This window comes from Candidatus Pelagibacter sp. Uisw_130 (assembly GCF_047722505.1).
In the GTDB taxonomy this organism is placed as follows: Bacteria; Pseudomonadota; Alphaproteobacteria; order Pelagibacterales; family Pelagibacteraceae; genus Pelagibacter.
Genome location: NZ_CP159814.1, coordinates 209,770 through 226,894, shown reverse-complemented (window position 1 = coordinate 226,894; position 17,125 = coordinate 209,770). Strand labels below are relative to the sequence as shown.

At 30.1% G+C, this 17,125-nt stretch carries 15 protein-coding genes and 1 tRNA gene; 7 read left to right on the top strand and 9 right to left on the bottom strand.

Features of this window, described 5'->3' with window-relative positions; genetic code table 11:
• Positions 1-3: 3 nt before the first annotated feature.
• From ABXT55_RS01200 to nadC, 3 genes are read left to right on the top strand one after another with little or no spacing between them, the layout of a single operon-like run.
• A complete protein-coding gene (locus ABXT55_RS01200) occupies positions 4-882 on the top strand; it encodes a YgfZ/GcvT domain-containing protein (RefSeq protein ID WP_415284939.1) in 879 nt (292 codons plus the stop codon).
• 53 nt (positions 883-935) lie between these two features.
• Positions 936-1,925 (top strand): quinolinate synthase NadA, encoded by a 990-nt coding sequence (gene nadA / locus ABXT55_RS01195; RefSeq protein ID WP_415284938.1) that lies wholly within the window; start codon positions 936-938, stop codon positions 1,923-1,925.
• 5 nt (positions 1,926-1,930) lie between these two features.
• Positions 1,931-2,764: a carboxylating nicotinate-nucleotide diphosphorylase gene (nadC, locus tag ABXT55_RS01190; RefSeq protein WP_415284937.1), complete on the top strand. Its 834-nt coding sequence runs from the start codon at positions 1,931-1,933 to the stop codon at positions 2,762-2,764.
• Here the strand turns inward: nadC and ppdK are convergent.
• From ppdK to ABXT55_RS01170, 4 genes are read right to left on the bottom strand one after another with little or no spacing between them, the layout of a single operon-like run.
• Positions 2,761-5,424 carry a pyruvate, phosphate dikinase gene (gene ppdK, locus ABXT55_RS01185; RefSeq protein ID WP_415284936.1) on the bottom strand — a complete coding sequence of 888 codons (2,664 nt, stop codon included), beginning with the start codon at positions 5,422-5,424 and terminating at the stop codon, positions 2,761-2,763. The genes nadC and ppdK overlap by 4 nt on opposite strands.
• Entirely contained in the window at positions 5,424-7,490 is a 2,067-nt protein-coding gene (gene glyS / locus ABXT55_RS01180) for a glycine--tRNA ligase subunit beta (RefSeq protein WP_415284935.1), read from the bottom strand. The genes ppdK and glyS overlap by 1 nt, the downstream gene beginning before the upstream one ends.
• Entirely contained in the window at positions 7,490-8,374 is an 885-nt protein-coding gene (locus tag ABXT55_RS01175; RefSeq protein ID WP_415284934.1) for a glycine--tRNA ligase subunit alpha, read from the bottom strand. The genes glyS and ABXT55_RS01175 overlap by 1 nt, the downstream gene beginning before the upstream one ends.
• Positions 8,364-9,170 (bottom strand): S49 family peptidase, encoded by an 807-nt coding sequence (locus ABXT55_RS01170; RefSeq protein ID WP_271482881.1) that lies wholly within the window; start codon positions 9,168-9,170, stop codon positions 8,364-8,366. The genes ABXT55_RS01175 and ABXT55_RS01170 overlap by 11 nt, the downstream gene beginning before the upstream one ends.
• Positions 9,171-9,283: 113 nt before the next feature.
• Between ABXT55_RS01170 and ABXT55_RS01165 the strand changes: the two genes are divergently transcribed.
• Entirely contained in the window at positions 9,284-10,297 is a 1,014-nt protein-coding gene (locus ABXT55_RS01165) for a polyprenyl synthetase family protein (protein ID WP_415284933.1), read from the top strand.
• On the opposite strand, the gene pdxH is transcribed toward ABXT55_RS01165, so the two are convergent.
• On the bottom strand, positions 10,294-10,920 hold the full coding sequence (pdxH, locus tag ABXT55_RS01160; protein WP_415284932.1) for a pyridoxamine 5'-phosphate oxidase: 627 nt from the start codon (positions 10,918-10,920) through the stop codon (positions 10,294-10,296). The genes ABXT55_RS01165 and pdxH overlap by 4 nt on opposite strands.
• Before the next feature lie 33 nt (positions 10,921-10,953).
• On the opposite strand from pdxH, the gene aroC reads away from it, so the two are divergent.
• On the top strand, positions 10,954-12,036 hold the full coding sequence (gene aroC / locus ABXT55_RS01155; protein ID WP_415284931.1) for a chorismate synthase: 1,083 nt from the start codon (positions 10,954-10,956) through the stop codon (positions 12,034-12,036).
• 11 nt (positions 12,037-12,047) lie between these two features.
• Here the strand turns inward: aroC and dxs are convergent, their stop codons facing one another.
• The 3 genes from dxs to ABXT55_RS01140 are packed head-to-tail and all read right to left on the bottom strand — an operon-like array spanning position 12,048 to position 15,068.
• Positions 12,048-13,961, bottom strand: a complete 1,914-nt coding sequence (gene dxs / locus ABXT55_RS01150; protein WP_415285442.1) for a 1-deoxy-D-xylulose-5-phosphate synthase — start codon at positions 13,959-13,961, stop codon at positions 12,048-12,050.
• The gene (locus tag ABXT55_RS01145) at positions 13,961-14,833 is read right to left on the bottom strand and encodes a polyprenyl synthetase family protein (protein ID WP_415284930.1); all 873 of its coding nucleotides are present in this window, start codon (positions 14,831-14,833) and stop codon (positions 13,961-13,963) included. Before ABXT55_RS01145 ends, dxs begins: the two co-directional genes overlap by 1 nt.
• A complete protein-coding gene (locus tag ABXT55_RS01140; RefSeq protein ID WP_415272057.1) occupies positions 14,823-15,068 on the bottom strand; it encodes an exonuclease VII small subunit in 246 nt (81 codons plus the stop codon). Before ABXT55_RS01140 ends, ABXT55_RS01145 begins: the two co-directional genes overlap by 11 nt.
• A gap of 20 nt (positions 15,069-15,088) precedes the next feature.
• Between ABXT55_RS01140 and ABXT55_RS01135 the strand changes: the two genes are divergently transcribed.
• Entirely contained in the window at positions 15,089-16,021 is a 933-nt protein-coding gene (locus ABXT55_RS01135; RefSeq protein ID WP_415284929.1) for an L-threonylcarbamoyladenylate synthase, read from the top strand.
• Between the two features lie 16 nt (positions 16,022-16,037).
• Here the strand turns inward: ABXT55_RS01135 and ABXT55_RS01130 are convergent.
• Positions 16,038-16,114, bottom strand: a tRNA-Arg gene (locus ABXT55_RS01130).
• Between the two features lie 23 nt (positions 16,115-16,137).
• Between ABXT55_RS01130 and ABXT55_RS01125 the strand changes: the two genes are divergently transcribed.
• A complete protein-coding gene (locus ABXT55_RS01125; RefSeq protein ID WP_415284928.1) occupies positions 16,138-17,118 on the top strand; it encodes an RluA family pseudouridine synthase in 981 nt (326 codons plus the stop codon).
• Positions 17,119-17,125 lie beyond the last annotated feature (7 nt).

The window sequence follows — 17,125 nt, the reverse complement described above, 5'->3', positions numbered from 1 at the left end:
AATATGCAAAAAGTATATATTTTGGAAGATAGAGGAATTCTCTACATAAATGGAGCAGATATTAATGAATTTTTACAAAATATGATTAGTAATGACATTAATAAGGTAAATGAAGACAATAGTTGTTTTGCATCACTGCTAACTCCACAGGGAAAATTTCTATTTGCTTTTATTGTTGTAAAACATAAATCTGGTTATTTAATAGATTGTGAAAAGTCTCAAACAGAGGCTCTCTTTAAACAACTGAGCATCTACAAGCTTAGATCTAAAGTTGAAATTATGAATTTAAGTAATGAATTTGTAATTGCAGCATTTAGTCGTGAAAAGTTTTTAAAATTTGAAGGTGCCAAGGATCAACCTGGAAACACAATAAAATATAGGGAGGATCCTATTTTATTAGATCCAAGAAATAAAGACCTAGGCGCAAGGCTTATTATCAATTTAGAAAAACTTTACTTATCTTTAAAAAAATTAGAGCTAAAAGATTCCCCAATTGATGAATATTACGAATTAAGTCATGAATTAGGAATTGCTCAAAAAGAAATGAATAAATTACAAAATAAATTATTTGGAATTGAGTGTAATTTTGAGGAGCTAAATGGAATAGATTTTAAAAAAGGCTGTTATGTTGGACAAGAAAATACAGCCAGAATAAAACTAAAAAATAAACTTTCTAAAAGATTATTAGCTATACAATTAATTAGTGGAAAATTAACTGAGGGTGCTTCAATTTATGCTAATGATATTGAAATAGGCAAAGTATTGATTAACGATGAGTATCCCTTTGCATTAATCAAATATCTAGATGAAAACTTTAAAAAAGATAGTGAATTAAAAAGTGAAAATGCAGTTTTAAGAATAAAAATACCAAATTGGATATAATAGTGTGGCATAATAAGGAATGACAAGTATTAACCTAATTGATAAGTTTTGACATGGAATTTACCCCAGAAGTAAGAATAGCAACTGATCCTATTTATCAAAAAATCTCAAAGGTTATGCCTGAGATTGAGTGGTCAGTTCATGCTCCTTATATTCATAGAATTAATCAATTAAAAAAAGAAAAAAATGCAATTATACTTGCTCACAATTATCAAACTCCAGAAATTTATCACGGTATTGCAGATGTTGCAGCAGACTCGTTAGCACTTGCAATTGAGGCTTCAAAAACTGAGGCTGATATTATTGTAATGGCAGGTGTTCATTTTATGGCTGAAACTTCTAAGTTAATGAGTCCAGAAAAAAAAGTTTTACTTCCTGATATGACTGCTGGTTGTTCTTTATCATCATCAATCACAGGTAAAGATGTAAGATTATTAAAGGAAAGATATCCAGGTGTACCTGTTGTCTCGTATGTAAATACTTCTGCTGATGTAAAAGCTGAAACAGATATTTGTTGCACATCTGCAAATGCAATTAAAATTGTAGAATCTCTTGGTGTTAAGAAGGTTATTTTTTTACCTGATGATTACTTAGCAAAATATGTTGCTTCTCAAACTAAAGTTGAAATTATTGCTTGGAAAGGTATTTGTATGGTTCACGACCAGTTCACTGAAAAAGAAATACATGATATTAGAGCAAAAAATCCTGGTATTAAAATAATAGCTCATCCAGAATGTCCACCTGACGTAATTAAAGCAAGTGACTTTGCTGGATCAACTGGTGGGATGATTAAATATGTTAAGGACAATCAACCTAAAAAAGTTATGATGGTTACTGAATGTTCAATGAGTGATAATATTCAAGTAGAAAACCCAAATGTAGAATTTATTAGACCGTGTAACCTTTGTCCTCATATGAAAAAAATTACATTACCAAAAATTTTAGATTGCCTAGAAAATGAAACAGGTGAAATCATAATGGATAAAGAGACAATAGAAAAAGCAAGAATTCCTGTTGAAAGAATGGTTGCAATAGGCAGATAACAAAAGTGTCTCAAATTAAATTAAGTAATTATTATATCGAGAATATTGTAAAGCTTGCTTTAAATGAAGATCTATATCCCTCTGGTGATATTACTTCAAGCTTAGTTAAAAATAGTAAGATAATAAAAGTTAAATTAATTTCTAACCAACAAGCTGTGGTAGCTGGATTAGAATTTGCGAAACAAACATTTAAATTAATAGATAGTAAAATTAAATTTATTATAAAAAAAAAAGAAGGTTCATTAGTTAAAAAAAATACACTAATTGGAACAATAGAGGGTAAGGCTGAAAACATTTTAATTGGTGAAAGAGTTGCTTTAAATTTTATGAGTCATGTCTCTGGAATTGCCACTAAAACTAATCAATTTGTTAAATTGGTTAATAAAAAATGTAAAATTTGCTGTACTAGAAAAACGATTCCAACCTTAAGAGTAATACAAAAATATGCTGTTAAGTTAGGTGGTGGTACAAACCATAGATTTAACTTAAGTGATGAATTTCTTATTAAAGACAATCACATAGCAAGCTCTGATATTAAAACTTTAGTGTCTCTTGCAATCAAAAATAAAAAAGGAAGAAAAATCACAGTAGAAGTTGATAATTTAAATCAACTCAAACAAATTATGGGTTTAAAATTTAATACTGTTTTGTTTGATAATATGAACAATAAAATACTTAAAGCTGGTGTTAAGATAGCCAAAAAACATTACGAAACTGAAGCTTCTGGAAATGTAACCCTAAAATCAGTTAAAAAAATTGCAGCAACTGGTGTTGATAGAATTTCTATTGGTAGCATCACTCATAGTGTGCCTGCTATAGATTTTAAATTAGAAATTTAATTTTTTTTAGACAGCTCTGCTTGTGCAGCAGCTAATCTTGCTATTGGAACTCTATATGGTGAACAAGAAACGTAATCTAAACCTGCATTTGCACAAAAGTGAATACTTTTAGGGTCTCCACCGTGTTCTCCACAAATTCCAAGTTTAATTTTTTTATTTGCTTTTCTTCCTTTTTCGACTGCAATTTCTATTAAATCACCTACTCCATCATCTATAGAGATAAATGGATCTATAGAAAAAATCTTATTATCAAGATAATCATTTAAAAATTTACCACTATCGTCTCTACTTAAACCAAATGTTGTTTGAGTTAAGTCATTAGTTCCAAAACTAAAGAACTCTGCATGTTTAGCTATATCATCAGCTTTAATTGCTGCTCTTGGTAATTCAATCATTGTGCCAACTAAATAATCTACTTTAATTTTTTTATCCTTTTGAACTTCTTTTGCAACTCTCACTACTAAATCTTTCATTATTCTAATCTCAGCTTCAGTTGATACTAGAGGGATCATAATCTCTGGAAATGCCGACTTAATTTTTTTTATCTTAAGCTCGGATAAAGCTTCAAAAATTGCTCTACATTGCATTTCATAAATTTCTGGAAATGAAATTCCCAATCTACAACCTCTGTGACCTAACATTGGGTTTTGTTCATGCAACTCATTAATTCGAGACTCAATTTCTTTTAATGGTAAACCCACAACTTTTGCTACATCATTAATTTCTTTTTCTGTTTTTGGAAGAAACTCATGTAATGGTGGATCTAACAATCTCACTGTTACAGGGAGGCCATTCATAATCTTAAATATTTGAACAAAATCTTTTTTTTGGTGTGGTAAAAGCTTTTCTAGTGCTTTGTTTCTGTCTTCTACTGTTTTTGATAAAATCATTTCTCTGACAGATAAAATTCTTTCTTCATCAAAAAACATGTGTTCAGTTCTACAAAGCCCTATACCTTCGGCACCAAAGTCTCTTGCAGTTTTTGTGTCTAATGGTGTTTCCGCGTTAGTTCTTACTTTTAATTTTCTAAAATTGTCCGCCCAGCTCATCAATTTAAAAAAGTCTCCTGAGATTTCGGGTTTAACTGTTGGCACTTCTCCAAGAATAATTCTTCCCGTTGATCCATCTATTGTAATAATGTCTCCTTCTTTAATTTCAACAGAAGATGTTTTAAAAGTTTTTGCATCATAGTTTATATCAATCTCACTAGAACCAGAAACACATGGTCTACCCATGCCTCTTGCAACCACCGCTGCATGACTAGTCATCCCACCTCTTGCTGTCAAAATTCCTTTAGCAGCGTGCATTCCATGAATATCTTCAGGTGACGTTTCAACACGTACTAAAATAGTATCCTGCATAACATTATTTAATCTTTCTGCTTCCTCTGATGTGAAAACAACCTTACCACTTGCAGCACCTGGAGATGCTGGCAGGCCTTTTGCAATAACGTTTGGTGTACTTTTTTCATCCAGTGTAGGATGTAACAATGTATCTAAAGAAGCAGGATCTATTCTCATTACTGCTTCTTTTTGAGAAATCAGTTTTTCCTTAACCATATCAACTGCAATTCTAACAGCTGACTTTGAGGTTCTTTTTCCAGACCTTGTTTGTAGCATCCACAATTTATTATTTTCAACTGTAAATTCTACGTCTTGCATATCTTTGTAGTGTTTTTCTAAAATTTTTAAAATCTTATCCAATTGTTTAAATACTTTTGGCATAGATTCTTCCATCGAAGCTTCTTTTACTTTTGCATCTTTTCTTGCTTTTTTTGTAATGTACTGAGGAGTTCTTGTTCCTGCTACCACATCTTCTCCTTGAGCATTAATTAAGTATTCACCATATACTTCATTAACACCATCTGATGGATTTCTTGTAAAGACAACCCCGGTAGCACAATCATTACCCATATTACCAAATACCATTGATTGAACATTAACTGCAGTTCCCCATTCAGCAGGAATTTGATTTAATTTTCTATAAACTTTTGCTCTGTTACTTTCCCAGGATAAAAATACAGCACTAATAGCACCTAATAATTGATCATACACATTTTGAGGAAATTCTTTTTTTGTTTGATCTTTAATAACTTTCTTAAAATCATTAATTAATCCCTCCCAATCATCCGCATCAAGATCTGTGTCTAAAAGAACACCTTTAGTTAGTTTGTAATTTTCAATTAACTCTTCAAAGTGATAGCCTTCAACATCCATTACAACATTACCATACATCTGAATAAATCTTCGGTAACTATCATTTGCAAATCTGCTATTAGAAGTTTTTTTTGAAAGTGCAATAACAGTTTTATCATTTAAACCTAAATTTAAAATTGTATCCATCATTCCTGGCATTGAAACTCTTGCACCAGATCTCACAGATAATAATAAAGGATTTTTTAAATCACCAAATTTTTTTCCAACTTCTTTTTCAATAATTTTTAGTTCTTTTTTTATAGTACTAACTAATTTTGAATTTAGTTTTTTCTTATCTTTGTAAAATAATTCACAAACTTTTGTTGAAATTGTAAAACCAGGAGGAACTGGGAGTCCTATTCTACCCATTTCAGAAAGGTTTGCACCTTTTCCACCTAAAAAATTTTTTGGATTTTTAATTTTTTTAGAGTCTTTTGATTTAAAATTTAAAATTAAGTTATTCACTATTTGATTTCTATATTTGAAAAATTTATGTAATTGTCAAATGTTCTACATAACATTTGTAAAAGTTCCAATCTGTTTTTTTTAATATTTTTATCATCATCATTGACCTTAACATTATCAAAAAACTCTGAGGTTACTTTTTTAGCGCCAGCTAGAATTTCAAGCGTTTCCTTATAGTTTTCATCATTACCAATATTAGCAAAATATTTTCTTATTTCATTGATCTTTTTAAATAGATTTTTTTCATAGTCATTTTTAAAAATACCAGGGTCGGTTGTATTTGATAGTTCAAGATTTGTATTTTTCAACTCACTATCAAGTATACTAGAGGCTCTCTTGTAACTTGTAATAATATCTCCTCCTATTTCTTTGTTAATTAGTTCATTAAGTGTTGAAGCTTTTTTATATATTTTATTCAGGTGGTCTATTCCATGCGCTTTTATACTGGCATCTATTAACTCTGCTCTAATTTTTTTCTCTCTCATATAATATTTTAATCTGTCCATTAAAAAATCAGACAATTCTTTTTGGGATGAATCGTTTGAAAAATTAAAACCTTGGTTTTTATGAAGTGAAGTAGAATAACTAATAAGATCTTTAATTTTAAATTCTTTATTATTATCGATTAATAGCCTTATTACACCAAGTGCAGATCTTCTAAGTGCATAAGGATCTTTTGAGCTTGTTGGTTTTTGATTGATCCCAAAAAACCCAACTAAAGTGTCAATTTTATCAGTTAAAGCTAGAGCAATACTAAATGGTTTTTTTGGTGTCTTACTATTAAGTCCAGTTGGTAGATAATGTTCACTTACAGCTAAAGCTATTTCTTTATCAAAACCTTGTACTTCAGCAAAATGTCCACCCATAATTCCTTGAAGCTCAGGAAATTCACCAACTATATCAGAAACTAAATCAACTTTACAAATTGATGCTGATAGTTCAACTTGATCTTTACTAATCAATAGTTCATCAGATATCATTCCTCCAAGTTTTCTCATTCTTTGAATCTTGTCAAAATAAGATCCAAGACCTTTAAAATAATTCATACTTTTTAACCTTGAAACTTGTTTAACTAAATTTTGAGATTTATTTTTCTCCCAAAAAAATTGTGCATCACTCAATCTTGCTTCTACAACTCTTTCGTTACCCAGTTTGATATAGCCTTTTTCATCATTGTTATTTGCCACAACTAAAAATTCATTGGTAATTTTTCCTTTTTTGTTAAATGTTGGAAAATATTTTTGGTGATATTGCATTGTAATTATCAAAATTTCTTTTGGAATATTCAAAAATTTCTGATCAAATTTACATATAATAATATTCGGTTGCTCAACTATATCTGTGACTTCATCTAAAAGTTTATTATTTGACTCAACAATAAAATTTTTTTTATTGGATATTTTTTCAATTTCTTTAATAATAAATTCTTTTCTTAGTACGTGATCTATAATTATTCCTGATTGATTGAAGAAATCTTTATAACCTTTAAAATTTTTAAATATTTTCTTTTTATCTTCAAACTCTTTATCGGTAAATGTTGTATTAGAAGATATTAAATGATGAAATTTAAAATCTAGACTTTTATCATCAAAAACTGCTAAAATAGATTTTAGCGGTCTTGCCCAACTAAGATTATAGTTTCCCCAAACCATGGATTTTTTCCATTGTAATTTATCAAGGATTAGAGGTGTATATTTTTGAAGTAAATCTATAGTATTAATTTTATTTGATGATTTATTGAAAAAATAGAATTCTCCTTTTTCTATCTTTTTTTTAAAGAGATCTTTTTTATCTATTTGATTTGATCTTAAAAAACCCTCTATAGCTTTTTCTGGTGCATTAACATTTGGTCCTTTTATTTCTTCAGCTTTTTGTGTTATTTCCTTAGATAGACCCTCAAATAAAATTATAAGACGATTTGGTGTTGAAAATGAAGAGCTTTTTTTAAATGAAATTTTTTTTTCTTTAAATAAATTTTGAAAATTTTCTAATAAGGTATTACGTGAGTTACGCTGTAAACCAGCTGGTATTTCCTCACTGAACAGCTCTAAAAAAAATTCTGACATTAATCTGTTTGACTGCTCAACCAACTTTCGGCAACTACTTTTGTAATGTCTCTAATACGGCCTATATAACCTGCTCTTTGAGCAACACTTATAACTCCTCTTGCATCCAAAATATTAAATACATGGCTTGCTTTTAAACATTGATCATATGCAGGTAGTGAAATTTTTTTTTCTACTAATGCTTTTGCTTCAAGCTCAAACATATCAAACATTTTGAATAGATTATCTGTATTAGCGTGTTCAAAATTATATGCAGAGAACTCTTTTTCTGCTTGAAGAAACACATCCCCATATTTTACACCTTCATCATTCCATAATAGATCATAAACATTTTTCATTTGTTGAGTAAACATACAAATTCTTTCAAGACCATATGTAATTTCAACTGAAACAGGCTTGCATTCAAATCCAGCCATTTGTTGGAAATATGTAAATTGAGTAATTTCCATTCCATCACACCAAACTTCCCATCCTAAACCTGCCGCACCTAAAGTTGGACTTTCCCAATCATCTTCAACAAACCTAATGTCATGTTCTTTGTGATTAATACCGATAACAGCCAAACTATTTAAATAAAGTTTTTTGATATTATCTGGTGATGGCTTTATTAAAACTTGAAATTGATAATAATGCTGCAATCTATTTGGATTCTCTCCATACCTTCCATCAGTAGGTCTTCTTGATGGCTGAACATAGGCTGCCTTCCACGGCTTAGATCCTAGAGATCTTAAAGTTGTAGCAGGATGAAAGGTTCCAGCCCCTACCTCAATATCGTATGGTTGAAGAATAACACAACCATGTTTACCCCAATATTTTTGAAGATTCAAAATAGTATCTTGAAATGATTGAAATTTAGATTTTATAATTTTTTCTTTAGAAGCCATATCTTTGCCAGATAGATCTTTCCTCTAAAATATTTGCTAGTTGATCCATTTGATTGCTTGATGAGGAAAGTTTTTTGCTTAACCAGCCTTTAGATTTTTCAAATTTTTTAATAACAACATCTTCACCAAATTTTTCTTTTAAAATTTCATTAGCATTACCTAATCCATCAATCAAACCTAGCTCTTTTGATTTACTACCTGCCCAAAATTCTCCTGAGAATAATTCAATACCATCTTTTTTAAGTTTAGATCCTCTGCTTTCTTCTACAACTTTAATAAAATCTTTATGTAGATCTAATTGAATATTCTTAAGTCTCTCAATATCCTCTGACTTCTCTTCTTGAAATGGATCTAGTGAACTTTTATTTTTTCCTGCCGTATGAACTCTTCTTTCTACACCAATTTTTTTAATCAATTCTGTAAAACCAAAAGATGAATAAATTACTCCTATAGATCCAATAATTGAGCTTGAATTTGCATATATCTCATCACCTGCACAAGCTATTAAGTATCCACCAGAAGCTGCAACATCTTCTGCAAATACTATTACTTTTATTTTGTTTTTCTTGGCTTGAGCTCGAATAAATTTATAGATTAAATGTGATTGTACGGGTGATCCACCTGGTGAATTGATTGTAATTGCCACTGCTTTAGCTTTCTTTAATGAAAAAGCTTTTTCTATAATCTCTTCTTGTCCTGCAAAATCTATGCCCTGTTTAAACTTTCCAGCATTACCAATCACACCATTTAGCTTGATATGAGCTATTATTTTTTTCTTTTTAAAAAAAGAGAACATTGTTAATCCTTATAGAATTTTTTGATTTAATATAAAGCCTACTTATAGTTGAAGATTGAGGTGCGTCAATTGATAAGTAATAAATATAACTTAATTATACTAACTTATTTTTTATGGGAACTGTAGTTCAGCTAAGAAACCAAATAAATAATTCATATTATCAACTAAAAGATTCAGTAGATGAAAAATTAGTTTTAGTTGAAGAAAAAATTAAATCAAAACTCCTAAGTGAAGTTGATCTGGTTCAAAAAATGACTGAATATCATATTGACTCTGGTGGAAAAAGATTAAGAGCTTTATTAACTCTTGGTTCTGCTAAGTTGTGTGGCTACACTAAAGGAGGCCGAGACATTAATTTAGCTGCATGTGTAGAGATGATACATGGGGCAACTTTAATGCATGATGATGTCATTGATCTTGGAAATATTAGAAGAGGTAAGAAAACATTAAATTCAATTTGGGGGAATCACTCTTCTGTATTAATTGGAGACTATCTTTTAAGTAGATGTTTTGAAATGATGGTTGATGATGGGAATATAGAAGTTTTAAAACTTTTATCCTCAACTTCGTCAAAGATTGCTCAGGGAGAAGTATTACAACTACAACACAAGGATGAAGTTGATATGTTGGAGGAAACCTATTTTAAGATTATTACAGCAAAAACAGCTGAACTTTTTTCTGCAGCAACTAAAGTTGGTGCAATTTTATCTAACAAAGAAACAAAAGAAAAAGAAGCACTAGAGTTTTATGGAAAAAACTTAGGCTTAACATTTCAAATTGCTGATGACACCCTAGATTATAATTCTGATCTAAAATTTTTTGGTAAAAAAATTGGTAAAGATTTTCTTGAAGGTAAAATTACACTACCTGTGATTTTATTATTTCAAAATGTATCACCAGTAGAAAAAGATAAATTGAAAAATATTTTTAAGCAAGAGCCAAGATCAAATGAAGATTTAAATTTTACTTTAGAGCTTATTAAAAAATACAACATAATCAATGAGTGTCACAAAAAAGCTGAACATTTTATTAATCTTGCATCAAATTCTTTAACTGTATTTAAAGATAGTGATGAAAAAAAGATTTTAGAAAGTCTCACTTCGTTTAGTCTACAAAGAACCTTTTAAGGACTTAATAAAGATTTAACCCAGTTATCCTCATTATCTTTGGTATATTTAAGTCTTTCATGAATTCTGCTATCTCCATCTAACCAAAATTCTATACTCGTAGGTATTAAATTCCAACCTGACCAATGCTCTGGTCTTGGAACATCATTTTTATTACTATATTTTTTTTTATATTCTTCTATTGAGCTTAAAAGCTCATCTCTATTATTTAATATAGTGCTTTGTTTTGAGGCCCATGCTCCAATTCTGCTCTCATAACCTCTACTGTTATAATATTCATCCGCCACTTCATTAGAAACTTTTTGTACCATTCCATTAATTCTTACTTGTCTTAGAAGGCTTTTCCAATGAAAGCACATTGATGCTTTCGGGTTATTTTTTAATTCATTTCCTTTTTGACTATTTAGATTGGTATAAAAAACAAATCCATCTTTGTTAAAGTCTTTTAATAAGACCATTCTAATTGATGGAGAATTATTTTCATCTGATGTGGCTAAAGCTAGTGCATTTGGATCATTTAATTCTGTTTTTTTTGCCACATTCATCCAAACTTCAAATAAATCTATTGGATCTATTTTATCTAAAAAGCATTTATTAAGGCCTAATGAGTTTTTTTGATTCATAATTTTAACAAAATAATCTATATACTATAGATAATGTCATTTAATACTTTTGGAAAGCAATTTCGTTTCACAACATGGGGAGAATCTCATGGCCCAGCATTAGGCTGCGTCGTTGATGGTTGCCCACCTAATATAAACTTAAAAGAGCAAGATATTCAAGTTGAGCTAGATAAAAGAAAACCAGGACAATCAAAATTTACAACACAGAGAAAAGAAGATGATAAAGTACAAATTTTATCAGGTGTATTTGAAGGCAAAACGACTGGGACGCCTATTTCTTTAATTATTTACAATCAAGATATGAGATCAAAAGATTATGGAAATATCAAAGATAAATTTAGACCCGGTCATGCTGATTTTACGTACTTTAAGAAATATGGAATAAGAGATTACCGTGGTGGTGGAAGATCCTCTGCAAGAGAAACGGCTGCAAGAGTTGCTGCAGGTGCAATTGCTAAAAAAGTTTTAGAGAATAAATTAGGTAAAAAATTTAAAGTTGTAGGTGCTGTTACTCAACTGGGAATATTGGGATGTGATACTAGCAAATGGAACGATCTAACAATTAATAAAAATCCCTTTTTTTGTCCCGATAAAAATATGCTAAAAATTTGGGAAAAATATTTGCTAGATATAAGAAAATCTGGATCATCTTGTGGTGCAATTATTGAGGTAAAAGCTAGAGGAATTCCTGTTGGCTTAGGTGCTCCAATTTATTCTAAATTAGATATGGATATTGCTTCTGCAATGATGAGTATTAATGCTGTTAAAGGTGTTAACATTGGTTCGGGAATGAGCTCTGCGCAATTAAGTGGAGAACAAAACTCAGATGAAATTTCACAAAAAGGTAAAAAATTAAAATTTGATTCCAATAATGCTGGTGGAATTCTTGGTGGTATTTCAACGGGACAAGAAATTGTTGTTTCATTTGCTGTTAAACCAACTTCATCGATTTTAACAACTAGAAAAACTATAGATAAGTTTGGAAAAAATACTACAATTTCTGTTAAAGGTCGGCATGACCCTTGTGTTGGCATTCGTGCAGTACCAGTGGGAGAAGCAATGATGAATTGCGTTTTATTAGACCATTATCTGATGAATAAAGCTCAGTGTAGCTAATTTCTTTAAATTTAATTTTTAACTACTTTTATTGACTCTTTTGTAAATAAAATATCTAGTATTTTTTTTGATATTTGAGATGCATTAAGACCAGCAACATCATACATTTTTTTTGGACTGTCTTGTTCAATAAAAATATCAGGCAGTATCATAGTTCTAAATTTTAAACCTTTATCAAATATACCTTTTTCTGATAATAGATTTTCTACATGAGAGCCAAAACCTCCAATAGACCCCTCTTCTACAGTAATCATTACCTCATGTTCTCTCGCACACTTTAAAATAAGCTCTTGATCTAAAGGTTTAGCAAAACGTGCATCAACTATCGTTGATTCAATTCCTTTATTTTTTAATTCTGCAGCTGCGATTTTGCATTCTTCCAATCTAGTTCCTATACTTAAAATACAAACCTGTTTTCCTTCTTGAATAATCCTTCCTTTTCCTATTTCTATTTTTTCATCTATAGATGGTAATTCCGTTCCAATGCCATTTCCTCTTGGGTATCTAATAGCGCAAGGTTTGTCGTTAATAATCATAGATGTATTTATCATTTTAACTAATTCTGACTCATCGCTTGGTGCCATTACTATAAAATTAGGAAGAGTAGAGAGATAAGTAATATCAAATGAACCAGCGTGAGTTGATCCATCAGCACCTACCAAGCCTGCTCTATCTATTATAAATCTCACAGGTAAACTTTGGATAGCGACATCATGAACTACTTGATCATAAGCTCTTTGTAAAAAAGTCGAATAGATTGCAACATATGGTTTATAACCTTCCGTTGCTAGTCCTGCAGCAAAAGTCACTCCATGCTGTTCAGCAATTCCAACATCAAACATTCTTTTTGGAAAATCTCTAGCAAAAATATCCATACCTGTTCCTCCTGGCATAGCAGCAGTAACGCCTACAACTTTACTGTCTCTTTCTGCATGTTTAACTAAGGTATTTGCAAAAACTTTTGTATAAGCTGGAAGGTTTGTTCCACTTTTCACCTGTTCACCGGTTACAACATTAAATTTTGAAACACCATGATAATGATCACTAGCTTTTTCAGCATAAGAATAGCCTTTACCTTTTTGAGTTTTTACATGAATCATTATTGGGCCTTGATGTTTTGAGTCTCTTGCATTTTTTAAAATTGGTATAAGTGTAGATAAATCATGTCCATCTATTGGACCAACATAATAAAAACCTAAAGAATTAAAAAGAGTACCACCAGTTACAGCTGATCTTAAAAAATCCTCAGCTTTTCCAGCTTTTGCACTAAATCTTTTGGAAAAAGCAGAAGCTATTAATTTAAAAGTTTCTCTTAAACTAAAATAAATTTTTCCTGTTAAAAGTTTAGCTAAATAGGTTCTCATAGCACCTACTGGTTTTGCAATCGACATATCGTTATCATTTAAGATAACAATCATTTTAGTTTTTGAAGCACCTGCGTTATTCATTGCCTCATATGCCATACCTGCACTAATTGCACCATCTCCTATGACTGCAATTATATTGTTTAATTTATTAGATAATTTGCTTGCTTCGGCCATACCTAGAGCAGATGATATTGATGTTGAGCTATGTGCTGCACCAAATGGATCATACTCACTCTCAGATCTTTTTGTGAAACCAGACAATCCATTACCTTGTCTCAAAGTTTTAATTTTTGACTTTCTTCCAGTCAAAATTTTATGTGGATAAGTTTGATGACCCACATCCCAAATCAGCCTGTCATTTGGAGTGTCAAATACGTAATGCAAGGCAACAGTTAGCTCAACAACCCCAAGACCTGCACCTAAATGTCCTCCCGTTTCAGATACTGCATCAATCATCTCTTTTCTAACCTCATTAGAAACCTCTTGAAGATCACTCTCTGATAATTTTCTTAAATCAGAAGGAAATTTAATATCTTTTAAAAACTTGTAGTCTTGCATCATTTATTTCTTTTTAGAATGTAGTCTAAGGTTTCATTTAAACTATTAGTGTTTGAACTATATTTATTTAAATCTTTAATTATTTTAGACTTAATTTTGTCAGCATACTTAATAGCATTTTGATATCCTAGTAAACTGATTAAAGTAGCTTTACCTTTTTTCTTGTCTTTACCTGTTATTTTACCAGCAATGGCTGTAGAGCCTTTAAAGTCTATTAAATCGTCAGCAATTTGAAATAAAAGTCCAATATTAGACCCTATATTTTCAAAAAACTTTATTTGTTTATCATTTTTTCTCTTAATAATAATTGGAACAGCACAACAAAAGCTAAAAAGCTTACCAGTTTTTTTTATTTCCATCTCTATAATTTTACTTTTAGAAACTTTTTTTTTTTCAAAACTAAGATCTAAATACTGTCCACCAGCTATTCCTAAATGTCCAGAAGACTCAGATAGTTTTTTTACTAGATCTACTTTTATCTTTTCATTTATCTTTAAGTTCGAACTAACCAAGATTTCAAAAGCCATTGTTAAAAGTGAGTTTCCTGCAAGTACCGCTGTTGATTCTCCAAATTTAATGTGCGTAGAAATTTTTCCTCTTCGTATTTTATCATCATCCATACAAGGTAAATCATCATGTATTAATGAATAAGCATGAATGCACTCAACTGCTGCGCCAATAACAATTAATGTTTTATAATTAATTTTAAATATAGCTCCTATATCAAATAAAATTTTTGATCTAATTTTTTTTCCACCTGGAAATAAGCCATACTCCATAGCTGCAACTAATTCTGTTCTTTTTTGTCCTTTAATAAATCGCTTTAAAAATAAGTTTGTATCTTTTGCTATTCTAGCAAGTTTATTTTGCATTTTTTTTTGAACTTATATTGTTAATTTTTTTTTTTGTTTCTTCATTGATCATTTTTGAAGTTTTATAGAATTTTTTTTCAATAGTATTATTTAATTTTAATAACTGCTGGTATGAATCAATTGAATTCTGTAAGTCTTTTTCTGACTCTAAAGATTCAATAATATTATTTGCTTCTTTTGTTAGTTCCTCAAGAGACTGCGTGTTATTATCAGGTGGTAAATTTTTATCTTTCATATAATAATAATTATTAATACATGAAATCCAATCAATCAAATATCAAAAAAGCAAAAAAATACCTTAATAAAAATTACTGTATTGGCGTACCTACTGAAACTGTTTATGGTCTAGCAGCTAATGCATACAAGAATTCAGCAGTAAAAAAGATTTTTAATTTAAAAAAAAGACCAAAAAACAACCCTTTAATCGTACATTATCACGATATCGATTCTCTTAAAAAAGATTGCCTAATAAATGATAATTTTACTAAACTTTATAAAAAATTCTCTCCTGGCCCAATAACATACGTATTACAATTAAGGGAAGATTCTAAGATTTCTAAATATGTTACCAATAATAAGAAAAGTTTAGCAGTAAGATTTCCAAAACACACAATATTTAAAGATTTACTAAAACAGTTAGATTATCCATTAGCTGCGCCCAGTGCTAATATCACAACAAAAGTAAGCGCTGTTAAAGCAAAAGATGTTAAAGAAGAATTTGGTAATAAAATTAAATATATTTTAGACGGAGGTGCATGCGCTATTGGAATAGAATCTACAATAGTTAACCTTATAGGGAGACCATCTATACTAAGATTGGGTGGTCTAGATATCTTAAAAATTCAAAAAACTTTGGGTTTTAAGATAAGTTTATCTATTAATCCTAAAAAAAAAATAGCTCCTGGTCAATCTCAATTGCATTATTCTCCTGGTATTCCTTTACGCATGAATGTCACAAAACCAAAAAATGATGAAGCTTTTATAATGATTAAGAGAAAAAAAACTAAACTCAAAAATTATTTTTATTTAACTACTAAAAACAACCTAGATGAAGCAGCAAAGAACCTCTACTCATGTCTAAGAAATATAAAAAATGAAGGCTATAAATCAATTGCTGTGGAAAAAATTCCTAATATAGGTCTTGGTAAAGCTATAAATGATAGATTGCGGAGGGCATCAAAGTACTAGATATCTAGTTTGGATGTGGTGCGCCACATAGGAGTCGAACCTATAACCCCCAGATTCGAAATCTGGTGCTCTATCCAGTTGAGCTAGCAGCGCATATAGTATTAATATTACATTTTATGGAAAAAAACATTAATTTAATAGTTGAAACAGATGAGAATAACCTTCGACTTGATGTATTCGTTAACAAAAGAGAGGGGTTGATTAGTAGAACTAGAATCAAAAATTTAATTCTTAAAGAAAAATTAAAATTAAATAATGTAGTCGTTAACAGTCCTTCAAAAAAAATATCTACTGGTGATAAAATTGATCTTCAAATTCCAGAACCCAAAGAAGCATCTTTAAAACCTTATGATTTTAAATTAGAAATTGTTTATGAGGATGATGATTTATTAGTAATTGATAAGCCAGCTGGAATAATTATGCATCCAGGTGCGGGTAATTATGATGAAACAATTGTTAATGCCTTAATGCATTATAATAAAGATTCACTATCTACAATTGGAGATGAATTAAGACCTGGTATTGTACACAGAATAGACAAAGATACTTCTGGATTAATAGTTATAGCTAAAAATAACGTAACACATGAAAATTTATCTCATCAATTTAGTGAGCACACAATTACAAGAGTTTATCGGCTCTTAATTTGGGGAAAACTTAGACCTTCTTCTGGGAAAATTGATACCTTCATAACTAGAAGTTCAAAAAATAGACAAATGATGGAGGTTAGTAGTTCTAAAGGTAAAAGAGCAATCACTAATTACAAAACTATAGAGATTTTTGAAAATGATAAAACACCCACACTAAGTTTGGTCGAATGTAGATTGGAAACGGGAAGAACGCATCAGATAAGAGTTCACATGACACATATGGGCAACAGCATTATGGGTGATGGAAAATATAAAAAAAAATATAAAAAACTTAAAAATATCGATACTAGTTTAGAAAACCTAATTTATAAATTGGATAGACAATTTCTGCACGCGCAAAAACTGGGCTTTATTCACCCTAAAACTAATGATGAAATGACTTTTACCTCAATTTTGCCACAAGAACTTGAAAATATTTTAGTATTGCTTAGAAATACTGACAAATAAAACCTTG

What these genes read in the sequence shown, in the direction of transcription:
- ABXT55_RS01135 (WP_415284929.1), top strand. Translation starts at nt 15,089, where the DNA reads ATGAAATCCAATCAATCAAATATCAAAAAAGCAAAAAAATACCTTAAT.
- ABXT55_RS01200 (WP_415284939.1), top strand. Translation starts at nt 4, where the DNA reads ATGCAAAAAGTATATATTTTGGAAGATAGAGGAATTCTCTACATAAAT.
- aroC (WP_415284931.1), top strand. Translation starts at nt 10,954, where the DNA reads ATGTCATTTAATACTTTTGGAAAGCAATTTCGTTTCACAACATGGGGA.
- dxs (WP_415285442.1), bottom strand. Translation starts at nt 13,961, where the DNA reads ATGCAAGACTACAAGTTTTTAAAAGATATTAAATTTCCTTCTGATTTA.
- ABXT55_RS01145 (WP_415284930.1), bottom strand. Translation starts at nt 14,833, where the DNA reads ATGCAAAATAAACTTGCTAGAATAGCAAAAGATACAAACTTATTTTTA.
- ABXT55_RS01140 (WP_415272057.1), bottom strand. Translation starts at nt 15,068, where the DNA reads ATGAAAGATAAAAATTTACCACCTGATAATAACACGCAGTCTCTTGAG.
- nadA (WP_415284938.1), top strand. Translation starts at nt 936, where the DNA reads ATGGAATTTACCCCAGAAGTAAGAATAGCAACTGATCCTATTTATCAA.
- pdxH (WP_415284932.1), bottom strand. Translation starts at nt 10,920, where the DNA reads ATGAATCAAAAAAACTCATTAGGCCTTAATAAATGCTTTTTAGATAAA.
- ABXT55_RS01125 (WP_415284928.1), top strand. Translation starts at nt 16,138, where the DNA reads ATGGAAAAAAACATTAATTTAATAGTTGAAACAGATGAGAATAACCTT.
- ABXT55_RS01170 (WP_271482881.1), bottom strand. Translation starts at nt 9,170, where the DNA reads ATGTTCTCTTTTTTTAAAAAGAAAAAAATAATAGCTCATATCAAGCTA.
- ABXT55_RS01165 (WP_415284933.1), top strand. Translation starts at nt 9,284, where the DNA reads ATGGGAACTGTAGTTCAGCTAAGAAACCAAATAAATAATTCATATTAT.
- glyS (WP_415284935.1), bottom strand. Translation starts at nt 7,490, where the DNA reads ATGTCAGAATTTTTTTTAGAGCTGTTCAGTGAGGAAATACCAGCTGGT.
- ABXT55_RS01175 (WP_415284934.1), bottom strand. Translation starts at nt 8,374, where the DNA reads ATGGCTTCTAAAGAAAAAATTATAAAATCTAAATTTCAATCATTTCAA.